17 protein-coding genes are annotated in these 18,066 nt (G+C 43.1%); 13 read left to right on the top strand and 4 right to left on the bottom strand.

What is annotated here, in order from left to right:
• Positions 1-111: 111 nt before the first annotated feature.
• From DFP75_RS05650 to purU, 5 genes are all read left to right on the top strand, one after another.
• Positions 112-1,365 (top strand): sarcosine oxidase subunit beta family protein, encoded by a 1,254-nt coding sequence (locus DFP75_RS05650; RefSeq protein WP_110573147.1) that lies wholly within the window; start codon positions 112-114, stop codon positions 1,363-1,365.
• Between the two features lie 32 nt (positions 1,366-1,397).
• Entirely contained in the window at positions 1,398-1,697 is a 300-nt protein-coding gene (locus DFP75_RS05645) for a sarcosine oxidase subunit delta (protein ID WP_110573145.1), read from the top strand.
• A gap of 11 nt (positions 1,698-1,708) precedes the next feature.
• Positions 1,709-4,726 (top strand): sarcosine oxidase subunit alpha, encoded by a 3,018-nt coding sequence (locus tag DFP75_RS05640; protein ID WP_110573142.1) that lies wholly within the window; start codon positions 1,709-1,711, stop codon positions 4,724-4,726.
• A complete protein-coding gene (locus tag DFP75_RS05635) occupies positions 4,719-5,366 on the top strand; it encodes a sarcosine oxidase subunit gamma (RefSeq protein WP_110573140.1) in 648 nt (215 codons plus the stop codon). Before DFP75_RS05640 ends, DFP75_RS05635 begins: the two co-directional genes overlap by 8 nt.
• Before the next feature lie 91 nt (positions 5,367-5,457).
• Positions 5,458-6,324 (top strand): formyltetrahydrofolate deformylase, encoded by an 867-nt coding sequence (gene purU / locus DFP75_RS05630; protein ID WP_110573138.1) that lies wholly within the window; start codon positions 5,458-5,460, stop codon positions 6,322-6,324.
• 58 nt (positions 6,325-6,382) lie between these two features.
• Here the strand turns inward: purU and DFP75_RS05625 are convergent, their stop codons facing one another.
• Positions 6,383-7,072, bottom strand: coding sequence for a DUF3800 domain-containing protein (locus DFP75_RS05625; RefSeq protein WP_110573136.1), 690 nt, complete (start codon positions 7,070-7,072; stop codon positions 6,383-6,385).
• Positions 7,073-7,354: 282 nt separating this feature from the next.
• On the opposite strand from DFP75_RS05625, the gene DFP75_RS05620 reads away from it, so the two are divergent.
• On the top strand, positions 7,355-8,233 hold the full coding sequence (locus tag DFP75_RS05620; protein WP_245926989.1) for an alpha/beta hydrolase: 879 nt from the start codon (positions 7,355-7,357) through the stop codon (positions 8,231-8,233).
• Here DFP75_RS05620 and DFP75_RS05615 read toward each other — a convergent pair.
• The gene (locus tag DFP75_RS05615; protein WP_110573134.1) at positions 8,230-8,976 is read right to left on the bottom strand and encodes a helix-turn-helix transcriptional regulator; all 747 of its coding nucleotides are present in this window, start codon (positions 8,974-8,976) and stop codon (positions 8,230-8,232) included. The two genes, DFP75_RS05620 and DFP75_RS05615, sit on opposite strands and share 4 nt — an antisense overlap.
• Positions 8,977-9,055: 79 nt before the next feature.
• Here DFP75_RS05615 and DFP75_RS05610 point away from each other — a divergent pair, with 79 nt between their 5' ends.
• The 3 genes from DFP75_RS05610 (at position 9,056) to dld (ending at position 11,991) form a co-directional block, all read left to right on the top strand.
• Complete coding sequence (locus tag DFP75_RS05610) at positions 9,056-9,538, top strand: GyrI-like domain-containing protein (protein ID WP_181417001.1); 483 nt, start codon at positions 9,056-9,058, stop codon at positions 9,536-9,538.
• 110 nt (positions 9,539-9,648) lie between these two features.
• Complete coding sequence (locus tag DFP75_RS05605) at positions 9,649-10,077, top strand: BLUF domain-containing protein (RefSeq protein ID WP_110573130.1); 429 nt, start codon at positions 9,649-9,651, stop codon at positions 10,075-10,077.
• A gap of 174 nt (positions 10,078-10,251) precedes the next feature.
• Positions 10,252-11,991, top strand: a complete 1,740-nt coding sequence (gene dld, locus DFP75_RS05600; RefSeq protein WP_110574422.1) for a D-lactate dehydrogenase — start codon at positions 10,252-10,254, stop codon at positions 11,989-11,991.
• Positions 11,992-12,065: 74 nt separating this feature from the next.
• Here dld and DFP75_RS05595 read toward each other — a convergent pair whose 3' ends face one another.
• Positions 12,066-12,380 (bottom strand): XRE family transcriptional regulator, encoded by a 315-nt coding sequence (locus tag DFP75_RS05595; RefSeq protein WP_110573128.1) that lies wholly within the window; start codon positions 12,378-12,380, stop codon positions 12,066-12,068.
• 11 nt (positions 12,381-12,391) lie between these two features.
• Complete coding sequence (locus DFP75_RS05590; protein WP_110573125.1) at positions 12,392-12,760, bottom strand: type II toxin-antitoxin system RelE/ParE family toxin; 369 nt, start codon at positions 12,758-12,760, stop codon at positions 12,392-12,394.
• Positions 12,761-12,968: 208 nt separating this feature from the next.
• Here DFP75_RS05590 and DFP75_RS05585 point away from each other — a divergent pair, with 208 nt between their 5' ends.
• The 4 genes from DFP75_RS05585 to DFP75_RS05570 all read left to right on the top strand — a co-directional run bounded on the left by DFP75_RS05585 (position 12,969) and on the right by DFP75_RS05570 (position 17,834).
• Complete coding sequence (locus DFP75_RS05585; RefSeq protein ID WP_110574420.1) at positions 12,969-14,450, top strand: carboxypeptidase M32; 1,482 nt, start codon at positions 12,969-12,971, stop codon at positions 14,448-14,450.
• A 795-nt stretch (positions 14,451-15,245) separates the two neighbouring features.
• On the top strand, positions 15,246-15,830 hold the full coding sequence (locus DFP75_RS05580) for a hypothetical protein (RefSeq protein WP_110573123.1): 585 nt from the start codon (positions 15,246-15,248) through the stop codon (positions 15,828-15,830).
• Complete coding sequence (locus DFP75_RS05575; protein ID WP_110573121.1) at positions 15,827-16,741, top strand: DUF4868 domain-containing protein; 915 nt, start codon at positions 15,827-15,829, stop codon at positions 16,739-16,741. Before DFP75_RS05580 ends, DFP75_RS05575 begins: the two co-directional genes overlap by 4 nt.
• 121 nt (positions 16,742-16,862) lie before the next feature.
• Positions 16,863-17,834 carry a transposase gene (locus tag DFP75_RS05570; protein ID WP_110573119.1) on the top strand — a complete coding sequence of 324 codons (972 nt, stop codon included), beginning with the start codon at positions 16,863-16,865 and terminating at the stop codon, positions 17,832-17,834.
• Positions 17,835-18,066 lie beyond the last annotated feature (232 nt).

Here is an 18,066-nt window from a genome sequence, read left to right as displayed (position 1 = left end):
TATCACTATGAAAACTTGGTTTATAGCGTCTCGGTTTGCCGAAACGCTACTTCCTTTTTAACCACACCACGATAATCGTCGAAACGATTGTTTATGTAAGGAGCTGATCTGATGCAGCATTATTCAGGCTTTGGGTTGTTAAAGCACAGTTTTAGCCATCACGAAAATTGGCAGCGGGTGTGGCGTAATCCAACCCCTAAAAAGAAATACGATGTAATCATCGTAGGCGGTGGCGGACACGGTTTAGCGACCGCATATTATTTGGCAAAAGAATTTGGTGTAACCAATGTCGCTGTCATTGAGAAAGGCTTTTTGGGTGGTGGTAACACGGCTCGAAATACAACAATCGTGCGCTCAAACTATTTGTGGGATGAAGCAGCACACCTTTATGAGCACGCCATGAAATTGTGGGAAGGCTTATCCCAAGACCTAAACTACAACGTGATGTTTTCACAGCGTGGCTGTTTGAATCTTGGTCATACTTTGCAAGACATGCGTGATATTGAACGCCGTGTAAATGCGAACCGCTTAAACGGTATCGATGGTGAAGTGTTAGACGCTAAACAAGTTCAAGAGATTGTTCCTGTATTGGATTGTTCTGATCGTGCGCGTTATCCAGTAATGGGTGCTTCTTGGCAGCCACGTGCGGGTGTCGCTCGTCATGACGCTGTTGCCTGGGGTTTTGCCCGTGGTGCGGATGCGCATGGTGTGGATCTTATCCAACAAACAGAAGTTGAAGATCTGATTATCGAAGACGGCACCGTTGTTGGTGTTCGTACCGCTCGTTATGGCGAGATTCGAGCTGATCGAGTAGGTTGTGTTGTTGCCGGTAATTCTAGTGTGATGGCAAAAATGGCTGGCTTTGAATTGCCATTAGAGTCACACCCTCTACAGGCTTTGGTATCTGAACCGATTAAACCTATTCTTGATACGGTTGTTATGTCAAACCATGTACACGGTTATGCGTCGCAATCAGACAAAGGTGACTTGGTTATCGGTGCTGGTATTGATGGCTATAACGGTTACGGGCAGCGTGGTTCCTATACGACGATCGAGCATACGATCCAAGCGATTGTGGAAATGTTCCCAGTATTTAGCCGAGTACGTATGAACCGCCAATGGGGTGGTATCGTTGATACTTGTCCAGATGCTTGTCCTATCATCAGTGAAACACCAGTGAAAAACTTGTTTTTCAATTGTGGTTGGGGCACAGGTGGTTTTAAAGCAACACCAGGGTCAGGTCATGTATTTGCTGCGTCTCTGGCGAAGGGTGAAATGCACCCATTGGCTAAACCTTTTTCTATGTTCCGTTTCCATAACGGCGCGCTTGTTGATGAACACGGCGCGGCTGGCGTAGCACACTAAACGGGCTAATACCGAATAAGGAGAGAGTTACCATGTTTCATATTTATTGCCCGCATTGTTGCGAATACCGTGAGGAAGAAGAATTCCACGCGGCAGGACAGTCGCATATCGCTCGACCGCTAGATCCTGATGCTTGTACGGATAAAGAATGGGGTGAGTTTATGTATTTCCGTGCTAACCCACGAGGCATACATCACGAGCTATGGGTACATGCAGCAGGTTGCCGTAAGTACTTCAACGTTACTCGTGACACTCAAACTTACGAAATAAATGAAGTCTACAAGGTCGGCGAACAGCCAACTGTTGTGGCTAACGCAATTCAGAGTAAGTAAGGATCGCCATAATGACTCAAAAGAATCGTCTTCAAGATGGCGGTCGTATCGATCGCTCTAAAGCACTTACTTTTACCTACAATGGCAAAAAGTACACAGGCTTCGAGGGTGACACCCTGGCGTCTGCTTTATTGGCTAATGGCGTCGATATTATCGGCCGAAGCTTTAAATACAGCCGTCCTCGCGGCATCGTAGCGGCAGGTGCAGAAGAACCGAATGCTATAATGCAAGTGGGCGCAACAGAAGCGACACAAATTCCTAACGTACGTGCGACGCAACAATCGCTTTACGGTGGGTTGGTTGCAGGTTCAACTAATGGTTGGCCAAGTGTTGATAACGACATGATGGGCTTGGTTGGTAAAGTCGGTGGAAAGATGATGCCACCGGGTTTTTACTACAAAACCTTCATGTACCCAAAATCTATGTGGGAAACCTACGAATCTTTTATTCGTAAAGCCGCAGGTCTTGGTCGAGCTCCAAAAGAAAATGATCCAGATATCTACGACAAAATGAATCAACATTGTGATGTCATTATTGTTGGTGCTGGCCCTGCTGGTTTAGCTGCAGCGTTAACGGCAGCACGCGCCGGTGCTCGAGTGATTATCGCGGATGAGCAAAATGAATTTGGCGGAAGCTTACTAAGCAGTACAGAATTGCTAGATGGTAAACCTGCTGCAGAATGGGTGGCTGATGTCGTTAAAGAATTGTCTACATATGACGATGTTTTGATGCTGCCAAACTCTCAAGTTAATGGTTACCACGACCATAACTTCTTGACGATTCAACAACATTGTACCGATCAATTTGCAGACCGTGCGCCGAATGGTCAAGTTGCTCAGCGCTACCATCGTGTTCGCGCTAAGTGGGTTGTTTTGGCAACGGGTGCTCATGAACGTCCTTTGGTATACGGCAACAATGATGTGCCAGGTTGTATGGTGGCAAATGCCGTATCAACTTACATCAACCGTTATGGCGTAGTACCTGGTAAAAACCTAGTACTAATGACATCAAACAACAACGCTTACCGCACGGCGCTAGATTGGCATGACGCGGGTCGCAACGTGGTGGCTATTGTTGATTCTCGTAAGAATCCTCAAGGTACGTTTGTTGATGCAGCGCGCGAACGTGGTATCAGTATCATGGTGGGCTCAGGCGTTATCGAAGCTCACGGCAGTAAACGTGTGACGGGGGTTTCTATCGCACCGTTGAACGATGCTGGTGATGCCGTTGTCGGTCCTATCATCAAAATGGCAGCGGATACCGTAGCTTCTTCTGGTGGTTGGAGCCCAGTTATTCACTTGTCTTGTCACACAGGTTCTCGTCCAGTGTGGAACGATGACATTTTAGGTTTTGTTCCAGGAACAACGTATCAGAAACAATTAACTGCTGGTGCAATTAACGGTTCTTTTACAACAGAGCAAGCTTTGGCTGAAGGTGTGAGTGCCGCAGCGGATGCATTGACTCATTTGGGAATGACTAAGAAAGACGTAGTGTTGCCAAAAGCGGAAACGATTGAAGAAGGCAAAGCAATGGCCTTGTTCCATATCCCGCACACAAAACCAACATCTAAAGCGCCTAAGCAGTTCGTTGATTATCAAAATGACGTAACCGCATCAGGCATTGAGTTGGCTTGTCGTGAAGGCTTTGAATCAATCGAGCACGTTAAGCGTTATACGGCAATGGGCTTTGGTACTGACCAAGGTAAGCTAGGTAACATTAACGGCATGGCGATTGCGGCGAAAATGCTCAATCAAACCATTCCACAAACGGGAACAACGATTTTCCGTCCTAACTATACGCCTGTTACATTTGGTGCTATCGCAGGACGTGATTGCGGTGCTTTGTTTGATCCAGAACGCTACACAGCAATGCATGCTTGGCATGTTGAACGTGGCGCGAAGTTTGAAGATGTTGGTCAATGGAAACGTCCTTGGTACTACCCACAAGGCAACGAAACCATGCAACAAGCCTTGGACCGTGAGTGTTTAGCAACACGTAAATCTGTTGGTATTTTGGATGCCTCTACACTGGGTAAAATCGATATCCAAGGTAAAGATGCGCGTGAATTCCTTGGCCGTGTTTACACCAACGCTTGGGCGAAATTACCAGTAGGTAAATGTCGTTACGGCTTGATGTGTGGCGAAGACGGTATGGTGTTTGATGATGGTGTAACGTCTTGTTTGGCGGAAAACCACTTCTTGATGACCACAACATCTGGTGGTGCGGCTCGAGTTCTTTCTTGGTTAGAAATTTATCACCAAACAGAATGGCCAGAGTTAGAAGTGTTTTTCACTAGTGTGACAGATCATTGGTCAACGATGACTATTTCTGGTCCGAACAGCCGCAAGTTGTTGGAAAAGCTAACGGATTACGATGTATCTAAAGAAAACATGGCCTTTATGGATTGGAAACCTATGACGGTTGCAGGCGTGCCAGCACGTGTGTTCCGTATTTCCTTTACTGGCGAGCTTTCTTTTGAGATCAACGTACAAGCAAACTATGGTATGCATGTTTGGAAAGCGCTATTTGAACATGGTGAAGAATTTAATTTAACACCATATGGCACGGAAACAATGCACATCTTGCGTGCGGAAAAAGGCTTCATTATTGCTGGTCAAGATACGGACGGTTCTGTACATCCGTTTGACTTAGGCATGTCATGGGCTGTCTCTATGCAAAAACCATTTAGCTTTATTGGTAAGCGTGGTATGCAGCGTGAAGACTGTGTTCGTGAGAACCGCAAACAGCTTGTTGGCTTGAAAACAATAGATCCAAAAGCGGTGTTGCCAGAAGGTGCCCAAGGTGTACTTGATCCTAAAGCACCAATCCCAATGCCAATGGTTGGCCATGTGACATCAAGTTACTGGAGTGCGAACTTGAACCGCTCTGTAGCAATGGGATTTGTAAAAGGTGGCTTAGATAAAATGGGTGAAAGAGTATTTTATCCATTAGCTGATGGCCGTGTTATTGAAGCTGAAATTTGCAGCCCAGTATTCTTAGATCCAAAAGGGGAGCGTCAAAATGTCTGATGTCACAGTAGCAGAAAGTAAATTGGTGACAAAGCAATTGCCAGAAGCAGATATTGTTGGTGAAAGCCCGCTGCACCATGCGGATCTTGCTAGCGTTAGCCAGCACGGCCCAAAAGAAGGTGGTGTGTACTTTCATGAGCGTAAACTGCAAGGTCTGTTAACGCTGCGTTGTGTACCGTCCGCTGAGCAATTGTCACAGATTGAGTCTTTATTAGGTGCTGCTTTGCCAATGGAACCCCTGACGTCTGTAACGACGGATGCTGTTTCAATTCGCTGGATATCGCCTGATGAGTGGTTGATTATTGTTGCTGGTGAACAGGCTTTTGACTTGGAAACTCGTTTCTATGAAAGCATGACAGGACACTATTCTTTGGTGAACATCAGCGGCGGAACGACCATTTTTGATGTGTCTGGCAGCCAAGTTGTCAACATGCTGAAGAAATCTACACCAGTGGATTTACACCCACGTGAATTCCCAGTTGGCAAAGTCGTGTCTACTGTTTTTGCGAAAAGTGGTGTGACTATTTGCCGTCTTGAGGATGACAAATACGAATTGGTTGTGCGTCGTAGTTTTGCTGATTACCTTTGGTTGTGGATTCAAGATGCAAGTCGTGAATACGGTCTAGTGGTAAAAGCCTAAGTTATTTGAGTTATGTCACTTCTAGGCTGATCGCACCATGCGGTCAGCCCTCAAGTGAATATAAAAGCTTAAGACAATAAGAGACAATTGTATGAAATCAAAAACTGCACCTTGGATTTTTACTGCTAGCTGCCCAAGCATTATTGGAACGGTTGATGTAGTGACTCGATATATGGCCGAAGCCGGTAACTATGTTGATGAAATTCACTCCTTTGATGACAGAGAGTCAGGCCGCTTTTTTATTCGTATAGAATTCTTGCCACAAAATTCCGAATTTAATGAAGAAACTTTCAAGGCGGAGTTTGCAGCACGTGCAGCTGAATTCTCAATGGATTGGTCGTTAACGGCACCAAATCACAAGCCAAAAGTGGCGATTATGGTGTCTAAATACGATCACTGCTTGAACGATCTACTGTATCGTTTTCGCACAGGTCAATTGAACATAGATGTCACCGTTATTATTTCAAATCACCCAGATTTAGAAGACCTTGCAAAATGGCATGGTATTCCATATTACCATTTGCCAATTACGGCTGAAACTAAGCTAGAACAAGAAGCGCAAGTGCGTGACTTGATCGAAAAATACGACACAGAATTGGTTGTATTAGCGCGTTACATGCAAGTACTTTCCCCAAGTATGTGTGAATACCTTGATGGCCGCGCTATCAATATCCATCACTCTTTATTACCAGGCTTTAAAGGTGCTAGACCTTATCACCAAGCATGGGAAAAAGGCGTGAAAATGGTTGGCGCAACCGCTCACTACGTGAACAACGACCTCGACGAAGGTCCGATTATTTCCCAAGGCATCCAAGTCGTGAACCACGCTCACTATGCGGAAGACCTTATCGCGAAAGGGCAAGACATTGAACGTGTTACCTTGTTCAATGCAGTGAAGTGTCACGTGGAAAAACGCGTATTCTTGAATGGCAAACGCACCGTTGTGTTTGGCGGCTAATCAGCTTATCTAACAGCAGATTACTGAAAGTAAAAAGCCGCTCCAAAGAGCGGCTTTTTTACACACTTACATGCAAGCCGTGTTGAACGCCACCAAAATAATCAAACTTATTTTCAATCATTTCAAAGAATTGATTATCTTGTTTTTCATATTTTCTGAATATGGCGTAAGCGACTAAGTCTGCGAGTTGAATTAACCTAGTTGCATGGCTATCTATAAAAACGGGAACATCAGCCATATTGCGTAATTTCCCCCATTCGTGTCCATCTATTTTGAATTCTGTAGCGAGTGCTTGAATAGGGGCTTCTTTGCTACTTTTATCAAAGAGAATTAGCCCTCTTTGGGGATTTTTGAAATGGGTATGTTCCCTTGCTAAGAAATGATCAAAACGAGTAATGAGTTGCTGAAAGGTACTGTAAACCGGATCTTGTGGGGATATTGCCCCTTTTTTAACAACGGAAGCAATCACTCGATAGTATTTGCCATCAATTAAACGTAAGGCATCTTTAATTGCGTTGAGCCGATCTTCTTTATCAAATTTTCGCCAAAACTTTCTGCCAGACAGCATTGGCGCTCCATGAAGCTCAACAGAATTGGGATCTTGATTATTAAACCGAGCTGCTATTTTATCTAGCTCTAGAGATAACCAATGTGATTTTCGTTCAAATACTGTTATTCCAGCAAGAACAAAATGTTCTTGATCAGCTCCACCGGGGGTTCCGGATTCATCCGCATAGAGTAAAAACATTCTTAATCCTTAAGAAGTTGATTGTCTAAGGGAGTATATTGGAATTATGAAGCACAAAAAAGAAGGCGGGGGAAAGAGCTAGCGCTCAGCGCACCGCATTAAGGCAGCCCGCCAATCTTAGTTGTTTCCAACCGCATAAAACATTCTAGGAAATATACTTTGATAGTTCAATCATTTGATGATTTCTGGGTGAAAATTAGAGTATAAAAATTCTAGTCTATTTTTCTCTCTGCTGCGTATTACTATAATTGAGTTCATTTTAAGAGAAGCAAGAGGTCTATTTTGAGGATAGCAAAAGTATGTGTGGCACTGAGTTCTTTATTACTCGTTGCCTGTACTAAGGTTGGGCTGGGAGTAGCCAATTTACCTAATGCATTCAGTGATACCGAAAGGGCAAAAGATATAGCTTATGGTTCTGAGCCTTGGCAAAAACTGGATGTCTACGTTCCACCGCATTCGTCCGGTGAATCACTTCCTGTCATTGTCTTCTTTTATGGTGGTAGCTGGAAAGATGGCTCAAAAGACATGTACCCCTTTGTCGGGGAAGCCTTTGCCAAAAAAGGCTATATCACAGTAATTGCCGATTACAGCAAATACCCACAAGTAAAATTTCCAACCTTTGTTGAAGACGGTGCCAAGGCGGTGGCTTGGACATATCGCAATATTGCCAAATACCAAGGCGATCCTGAGCGTTTGTTTATATCAGGTCATTCAGCAGGAGCGCATATTGGCGCAATGTTGACTGCCGACAAGCAGTATTTGCAAGCCGAAGGTTTAACACCTTCTATTATCAAAGCCTTTGCTGGCTTATCTGGGCCTTATGACTTTGTGCCATATGAAGAAGACTATAAAGACATGTTTGGTCCGCCAGAAAATTACCCGAATATGCAAGTAACCACGTTTATTGATGGCAAAGAGCCGCCAATGTTACTGCTTTGGGGGGATGAAGATACCATTGTCGGTAAAAGCAATATGGACAAATTGATTGCAAAAATACAAGCCGAGCAGGGCGCAGTAGAAAGTAAAATCTACCAAGGCGTAGATCACGTGGCGATGGTGTCTAGCCTTGTTTGGTTCTTGAAAAGCAAAGCGCCGATTGTCGATGACGTAACGGATTTCTTTCAGCGTCACGGTGCGAATGCGGAAAAAGTGGAAGATTAAAGTGTACTGACATTTTGCTTGGTCAGGATAGCGTTGAAATCCTTTAACGGTCTTAGCGTAAACTCTTGTGGCAAAATGTCTGCTTTCTTTATGCGATCATAGCGAAAAATACGTACGTCGTTACGAAGGTGATCCCATGCCAACAGATACCATACGGGAAACCCAAGGTACAAATAATGGGCTTCAATCTCGCGCTGCGTTTCTTGGTCATGAAAGTCATGATAAACAATAGACAGGCGTTGATTAAATAGAAAGGCTGTATGCAGGGTTTCAATGGTCGCGTTTGTTTCATGCTTTTTCATACTGAAAGACTGTAAAACGTCTGGTGACGCTTGCTCACCAATGTGAATTCTCTGGCGTAGCTGATGGATTTTATCTTTTTGCTTAGGTGAAAAAGAAGCCATCAGCTTATGGCGAACGGTATTAATATTCCCCATAAACAAAGTCGGTCCCATGCTTTCTGCAATGGCAAGGCTGATTAGTAAATCGATCATTTCTTGGTTTTCTAGTGATAGTCGCCCAGCACCCCAATTACGGTGAAGCTTGATACCACCGCCACGACCCTTGTCCGCTTCAATTGGCAATCCTCGTTCCCGTAAAACTCCAATGTCACGAAATAAGGTGCGCTCGCTGACATTCAATTCGGCTGCGATAGTTTTGGTCGTGAGGGCATCTTCTGATTTTAGAATGGCGGTTAATTGCTCTAATCTATCTAGGCGATCTTTGGCGTTGGACCTATTCATGATTTTAATGTGACATAAAGTGTCATATATGTCGATATAGTGAATCTATTCTAAACAAGTCGATTTTATGGAGATTAAAATGAAGCAAATAACACTGGATGAAAAACGTATAGCCGGTTTAAGCGTGCGAACGAATAATGTTAGCGAAATGCAACCAGAAACCGCAAAGATAGGCGCCTTACATCAAACCTTTGCACAGCAAGCCACAGTGAATTATGAAAAGGGCGCTTGTTTATATGGCGTATATTATCAGTATGAGTCTGACTACACAGGCGACTTCAACGTCTTAGTTGGCGCTGAACCGGATCATGTTTCATCAATGGCAGAGTTAGAACATGTTGACCTTCCTGCCGGCGAGTATCTGGTTTTCTCTGGTGAAGGGGAAATGCCACAAGTAGTGATCGATGTATGGGGGGATATTTGGCGTTATTTTAGCAGTTCCGATTGTGTACATTACCGCGCTTACACGGCAGATTTTGAATGTTATACCAGTGAAAAAAGCGTCGACGTGTATATTGCTGTTAAGCCTTATAAAATAGAGAAGCAGGTGGAATTAAATTAGATAAAAAAACACATACAAAAATTACTTAAATCCACATTACTTTTGTATAGAAAAACGATAGCCTCAATTTAAATGGTTTATATATTTGTTCGATATAAAAAGGGCTTAATGTGGATTTAGTTCGACTTATTTATACTAGCACCATTACCGAGCAATTTGAGGTGGAAGACATTGCCCGCATTCTTAAAGTGGCACGAGTCAATAATAAAGCCCTCAATGTGACAGGCTTGTTGTCTTTTAACAGGCAGTTCTTTCTTCAATGTTTAGAAGGAACACGCCAAGACGTGAATCAGATTTATCATAAAATCGCGACGGATTCCCGCCATAAGAAGCCTGAAATAATCGGTTACCAAGTCATTTCCGACAGAGAGTTTGATAGCTGGAATATGGGCTATCTACAAAACACGGAAAGCCTCCGTGAGCTATTTTACCAGCATACAAAAAGTATTAACTTCGACCCATATAACATGAATGGTGAGCGTGCTTTGTCTCTATTGCTGGATATCAGAGATGAGATAAAACGGGCTGAAGCGCAGTGAAACGCTAAGAAAAACCTCTCTATAATGCTTATGTAACTATTGCCTTGCATAAGCAATCCTTATGAACATGATTCCTAATTCTTTTGCTGGAGTGTTTTTTACTCGTCGTTAAGTTTAGTATACTGGCCTCTTTTCCCGACACGTTGTGAAGTAGCCTCTATGACAGAAAACAGTATGACGGACACCAATTCCAGCTTTGATTTGGCCGCTGAATTAAAGGCCATTGTAGGAAATCAATACACTTTAACAGACGAAGACAAGACCAAACCTTATAGCCAAGGTTTTCGTCTTGGTGGTGGCAAGGCGTATGCGGTTGTCCGCCCTGGTAGTTTGGTTGAAATCTGGAAATGTCTACAAGCCTGTGTGAAAGCGGATGTTATCGTTATTATGCAAGCGGCTAATACTGGTTTGACGGGTGGTTCAACACCAAATGGCGCGGATTATGATCGTCCTATCGTCATTATTAGCACCATGCGAATCGACGACATTCAGCTACTTGATCAAGGCAAGCAAATTGTTGGTTTTGCCGGTAGTACCTTATTTGGCCTAGAAGATACGTTGAGACCTTATGGTCGTGAACCGCATTCGGTGATTGGCTCTTCTTGTATTGGTGCCTCTATTGTGGGTGGTGTTTGCAATAACTCAGGTGGCGCTTTGGTTCAGCGTGGGCCTGCTTATACCGAAATGGCATTGTTCGCCCAAGTAACGGCAGATGGCGAGCTGCAATTGGTGAATAATCTAGGCATAGAGCTGGGTAGCGACCCAGAAGAAATTCTAACCAACCTGCAAAACAAAACTTACCAAGAAAAAGACGTTCAATTCCCTGATAAATTGGGTTCTGACAACGAATACCATGAACGTATTCGAGATGTAGATGCCGATACGCCATCACGTTTTAACAACGACCCACGACGTTTGCATGAAGCTTCTGGCTGCGCTGGTAAATTGGCCGTCTTTGCCGTGCGTATTGATACCTTCCCGATCCCAGAGAAGTATCAAGTTTTCTACATTGGTACAAATGATCCAGCCGTAATGGAACAGATGCGTCGTGACATGTTATCGACATTCAAAAATTTGCCAGTATCTGGCGAATACATGCACAGCAGCAGCTACGATATCAGTAAAAAATACGGTAAAGACAGCTACTTGGTGATCGATAAACTGGGCACTAAATACATTCCTAAAATGTTTGCCCTTAAACGCACGGTCGATCGTTGGGCTGGCAAACTGAAATTCATGCCGTCTAAATTCTCTGACATCATGATGCAATACGCGAGTCAGCTTTTCCCGAATCACCTACCAAAGCGCATGGAAGATTTTCGTGAAAAATACGAACATCACTGGATAGTGGAAACCAGCAACGACGGCGTTGCGGAAGCGCAAGCCTATTTGGAAAACTTCTTTAAAAACAACGAAGGCGACTTCTTTGCGTGCACCAAACGTGAAGCAGACCAAGCTATTTTGCATCGTTTTGTGACCGGTGGCGCATTGACGCGTTATCACATCATGAACAAAAAGGACCTAGGCTCTATCATGACCATCGACGTCGCATTTCCTCGTAATGAACGTGATTGGTTTGAAGAGCTACCAAAAGACATTGAAGACAAAGTTGCGGTTAAAATGTACTACGGACACTTCTTCTGTCACGTTATGCACCAAAACTACATCATGAAAAAAGGCGTCGATGCCAAAGCGGTGAAGAAACAAATTCTATCCAGCTACGATGCCCGCGGCGCGGAATACCCAGCCGAGCACAACGTGGGTCATGAATACGTTGCTAAACCTGCGTTGCGTGATTTTTACCAAAAAACCGACCCAACTAACCGCTTTAATGCCGGCATTGGCGGCACCAGTAAACTGAAAAACTGGCAAGAACTGAGCGACGAACACACGGGTTGTGGTTGTCATAAATAAGCTTTCTTAGAGCTTAGAGTAAAACTCAAAAAGCCGAGACGTTTCTGTTAAAGATGTCTTGGCTTTTTTGTTTTTTACTTAATCATTGCGAATTGAGAAATTTCTATGTCTTGTCCGTCAGGGAACTTGGCGTGTATTTCTAGCTTACCTCCCAATGCTTCAATATATTGATTCAATGTACTGATAAGGGCATCAGGACGATTTTCAATTTGAGAGATGTTTGGCTGAGCAATATTCATAAGGCCTGCTAAATCTGCCTGATTTATGCCTCTTTTTTTTCTGACTTCTGCAAGAGACATCTCTGCAATAATGGCAACAGCTTTAGCTCTAGCTGCGGCTTGAACCTCTGGTTTAATTTTCTCTCGTAATTCGTTGAGCGACTTAGCCATAGCTAAACCTCCTATCTTGTTTCTTCTGAATCACTATTTTTCAAGTAATTTAAGAATTCTTTTTCAGCTAATGGAATATATCTATCATAAAATGTTTTATCTTTTCTCCCATCTTTGCGGCCACCACATAGCAATATGGCTTTCCTTGTTGGGTCAAAAGCATAAAAGACACGATAAGGTTTTCCTGCATGCTGAACTCTCAATTCTTTAAGGTTCTTTACCTTATTTGTTCCTTTTAGAGAATCTGCATAGGGTCGTGCTAATTGAGGACCTTTGATCTCTAATACATTAACCATTGATAGCACGTCTTCTTGCTCTTTGTCCGTCAAGCCAAGAAACCATTGTTCGTATTCGTCGGTTATTAATATCTCCCAAATCATAAGCAATCCTTGCTGTCTTTATGACTAAAAAATACGCTTTAACGTATATACTGTCAAGAGTATATTTTCACAACCTGAACGTGTTAGATTCGCTTGTGAATAGAGTTATGAAATGGTTTTTTGTCTATTCCCATTTATACCAATGTAATAAGATGACTGAAATGGATACCGTTCTGGTTAACCCAAACCGCACAGGATGAAAACTGCAATGTCTAACTACGACAAGTTAACGTCACATTACCAAACACTTAGTCACTTTAATCATGCTCAAGCCATGCTTGGCTGGGATGCTGCCGCGAACATGCCATCTGGCGGTAGCGAAGCACGTTCCAATGCTATGGCCGAGTTATCGGTTCATATTCACCGTTTATCGACGCAACCACAGCTAGAAGAATGGTTTGGTAACGCCGAGCAAGAACCCTTAAGCACAGAACAAAAAGCCAGCCTGCGGGAAATGAAACGCCAATGGCAGCAAGCGACCATGGTTCCAGAAGATCTAGTACAAGCGCAATCCATCGCGGGTTCCAAATGCGAACATGCGTGGCGCACTCAGCGTCAAGAAAATGACTGGACTGGCTTTGAGAAGAACTGGAAAGAAGTCGTCGCTTTATCTCGTGAAGAGGCAAAAATTCGTGGTGCTGCATTAGGTCTTACGCCTTATGACGCCATGCTAGACAAATACGAGCCGGGCACCACAACCGCGTCGCTGAATACCTTATTTACTGACGTGAAAACCTGGCTGCCAGAACTGATTGAAAAAGTACTGGAAAAGCAGAAATCTGAATCCATCCTATTGCCATCGGGTATTTTCTCCACCGAAACGCAAAAAGCTCTTGGCTTAGAAGTGATGAAACTGCTGCAATTCGACTTTGACCGCGGCCGACTCGACCAGAGCGTGCACCCATTCTGTGGTGGCGTACCAACCGACGTGCGCATTACTACACGTTATGATGAGCAAGACTTTGTACAAGCCTTAATGGGCATCGTCCATGAAACAGGCCACGCTCGCTACGAACAAGGCTTACCCAACGCCTTTGCTGGCTTGCCAGTCGGCGAAGCTCGATCTATGGGGGTTCATGAATCGCAATCCTTATTTTTTGAAATGCAAATAGGGCGCAGCAAGCCGTTTATCTCTCACTTATCACGCTTATCCGCAGACGCTTTTAACGCCCATAATGACCCTGTATTTGCCGAAGACAACCTCTACAAAATTTACACCCAAGTAGAAAAAGGCTTTATTCGCGTCGACGCAGACGAACTAACCTACCCAGCGCACGTCATCCTGCGTTACGAGATAGAGCGTGACCTGATCAACGGTGTCATAGAACACACCGATGTGCCTGCATTGTGGGACGAAAAAATGCAAGCCGCCCTTGGCATCTCCACCAAAGACAACTACAAAAACGGCTGCATGCAAGACATCCATTGGACAGATGGCGCCTTTGGCTACTTCCCAAGCTACACACTTGGCGCCATGTACGCCGCCCAATACAAAACCACCATGATACAAAACGTCGACTTCGGCGCTGCCATCCAAAGCGGCGACCTAAGCCCCATCTTCCAATGGCTAAGCGACAACATTTGGTCACAAGCCTCGCTCCACACCACAGATGAACTCGTCAAACGCGCCACAGGCGAAACCCTAAACGCCACCCATTTCAGAAAACACCTAGAAGGGCGGTACTTGTAGTCCTTTAAAGCTGCTTTGCTTGCACATCGTCATCCCCGCGAAGGCGGGGATCCATCCCTATAACACCTGCTTAGCTAATAAATTACCAAAGCGTAGGGCACGATGAGCGAAGCGTGATCTGCCGTTGTTCGTAAACGCATAACTCATTCAATACTGCTGCCAAGTCTCTTCCCCTTTCTTCAAGGGGAAGACGGAAGATGGGGTTCAGAGCCTCCAACCTCATCAATTATTAGGCAAACCAAACATCGCCATAAACCGTCATCCCCGCGAAGGCGGGGATCTAAATCTACTAGCATTTATCTTGCTCGTGAAATCCCCCAAAAGTCTTATGGTCTTTCTGTTTTTTTCATTGTATTGTCAGTTTATCGTAATGATAAATTTAGTAAGGATTGCTTGGCCGACATTGGCACGAGATCAACAATATTAGGCTCAAGCGATCTAAATTTAAAAGAGTGATGGCAAAATAAGTAAGACCGTGACTTGGAAATTCTGGTACTAACATCGTTATGCTAGAACCTGACGAAAAGCTAGAGCGATTAAACGAAGATAGTGTTCTTTATTATGTCCGTTTCCGGAGCGTAGTTGAGAGTCAATAGCCGACAAGGGTTAATTCCCGAAGCTATCAAACAATAAATGAAGCCATTGCAGAAGCAGAGTCAAAAGTTACAGGTAGCATTCAGTGGCAAAGCACATAACAAGCAAAGTCAGCTTGGGCGTGATGAAGCGCGCCTCTGTTTTGGACGTTAAGCGAAACGAAACATCAGCATTTGGAGAACATAAAAGTGGTAATAGAAAATGCAATTTAGAGTTCTATCTGCCTTTATAATTTTCATAGGATCATATTTACCACTAGCTTTAATTCTCGCAGTGCAAGATATTCCTATGTCATGGTGGAGCAGATCATTTTGTGATTTCTCCGATATAAAGCAATGCTTATATAACCCTTTTAATAGTCCATATTTATCCATTATATTTATTGTTGTAACTTGTATATCAGTAGTTGTTTCAAATCTATCTCTGAAAAAAATATCATTCCCTTTTGATGCACAAGTGGAAAGCTCTAAAACGATACCAAACGACATTATCAATTATGTTTTCCCTTATGTTGTTTCATTTATGGGGATGAGTTATGAAACTCCAGAAAATCTCCTGGGTTTTTCTGTTTTCTTATTTTGGATGTTTGCGATAACTTACAAATCAGGACAGATTATTATGAATCCACTTTTATTAATGTTTGGGTGGAGGTTGTACGAGGCAAAGATCAATATTAACGGACAGTCTCGAGATGTAAGGATTTTAAAAAAGGGGCATCTAACCCCAGGAAATTATAAGGTCCAAACGATACAAGATTTTTATATTGCACGAGGAATAAACGAATGACAGGTGACTTTCAATCTTTAAAATCATTTGATTTTGCAAATTCAACACTACACTTATGGGTTTTCAAAAACAGTAGCAGTGCGGCACGCTTCAGAGCATTTTATGTTCAAACAGAAGATGATCTTAACACTCAGCTAAAGGATTTTATTGCAACAGAAATTGAACGGATCACTGAACATACTCCTTATACCTATATATCTCAGACAAATGAGAGTAGTTGTTTGTCTATTGATCCTATAAATACAGACTTTCCTCAACTGAAAATACTAGTTGATCGCCTTGAAAGTGAGCACAGAATAACAGATGCAAAAGATCTGAAGGGTGCAAAGGGTTATGTGGTCAAATTTACTTCAAATGGGACTACAGTTTATGCCGTAAAAAGGTCTACTTCTACGTGGAAAACATCATACCCCAAAAAATATATTAATATGATTTTTTCAAATGGTGAGCTATCTGGTGTAGAGGATAATAGCTTCGCTATAGAGAAAAATTTTGACTTATATGTCATTAATAATACTTTATTCATCGCTAATAAGCGCGGCTTTGAGTCAGCTATGCAACATAGAACTGCATATGTGCAGGCATTTACACAGCTCCAGCAATCCCCAGAATTCAGTAGCTTATTTTCCGACATAACACCGATTATCGAATATGTTGGGACAAATTCTATACAGCTAAGACGTATGGCTGTTATTGAAGAAAAAGGAATATACAGTGAACCAAGTTTCATTCCGACTTTGCAAAGAGTGAATACCACTAGAAACTGGGGCATTAATTTTGACCCTGTAAATAACACCATAATCCCTTGTGCGAATACAGCAAGCATAATCATTAATGTTCTGCTTGATCATAGGCTTATGAGTGAAATAACAGACAATACCTATGATGTTCCTGACGCTACCCAAGTCTAGGTGCTTAACAAGGCCTTAAAAACAGATACGAACAGATACGTGGACACGCACTCTAACTTGACGATTTCTTTCTATACTGTATATTTAACCAGTATATTTCTTATGGAAGAGGAATTTCGTCATGCCAAGAGCCAGAAGTCAGCAAATTAGTTTAGAAGATACGCCTTACTATCACTGCGTTTCCCGCTGTGTTCGTAGGGCGTTTTTGTGTGGTGATGATCCTGTAACGGGAGCATGTTACGAGCATCGCCGAGGTTGGATTGAAGATAGACTTTTATTTCTTGCCAGTCTCTTTTCTATTGATATTTGCGCTTATGCCATTATGAGTAATCACATTCATGTGGTGCTGCATGTGAATGCACAAAAAGCTCAAAACTGGTCAACGTTAGAAGTGCTTCAGCGTTGGCATAAATTGCATAAAGGGACGCAATTTACTCAAAAATATGCCAAAGGAGAGGCACTAGAAGACTTTGCTTTAAAATTGGTCGAATCCTCCGCAGAAACCTATCGGAATCGGCTGATGGACATCAGTTGGCTGATGAAAGAACTGAATGAACCCATTGCTAGGCAAGCAAATGCTGAGGATAAATGCACGGGAAGGTTCTGGGAAGGGCGCTTCAAATCTCAAGCGTTGCTTGATGAGTCTGCACTAGCGGCTTGTATGGCCTATGTTGATCTAAATCCACTGAGAGCAAAAATAAGCCAAACACCTGAAACTTCTGAGTTCACCAGCGTTAAAAAGCGTGTGGCCGCAGCGAAACATCAAAAGCAACCAAAACCGCTTTATCCTTTTGTCGGGAACCCACGAGAAAACATGCCAGATGGTCTACCTTTTGAACTATCAGACTACCTTGAATTGGTTGATATGACTGGGCGAATCGTCCGAGAAGATAAACGAGGTGCGATAGACGCATCATTATTACCGATTCTTCAACGACTCAACATATCCTCAGAAAATTGGCTGTGTATTGCGGCAGAATTTGGCGCAAGAACTGGTGCAGTGGTTGGTGCGGAACAATCCATTGCTTATTATTGTGATTCACACAAACTAAATAGAAAGCCAAGATCCAGTCATAACCAACTACTCGCCTAGCTTAATTCCACCGTTTATAGATCTTTTTTTATATACTAATCATGTATTAGTAAATTTACTCGCCTAAAAATCCAATAACTAGCCTTCTAGTAGTTAATTAGATCCTAACAAAACGATAAAAGATGAATTTACATCAATACTATCTTTGAAGAAGGTGGTTTTGTATGATGTGGCTAGGTTTTTAACGTGGGTGTCTTGGTAAGTCTAATACGGGCGTTATACACAAAGGAAG

Source organism: Marinomonas alcarazii, from assembly GCF_003208215.1.
Classification (GTDB): domain Bacteria; phylum Pseudomonadota; class Gammaproteobacteria; order Pseudomonadales; family Marinomonadaceae; genus Marinomonas; species Marinomonas alcarazii.
The sequence above is the reverse complement of the archived record's forward strand: the minus strand, read 5'-3'. Positions and strand labels throughout refer to the sequence as shown.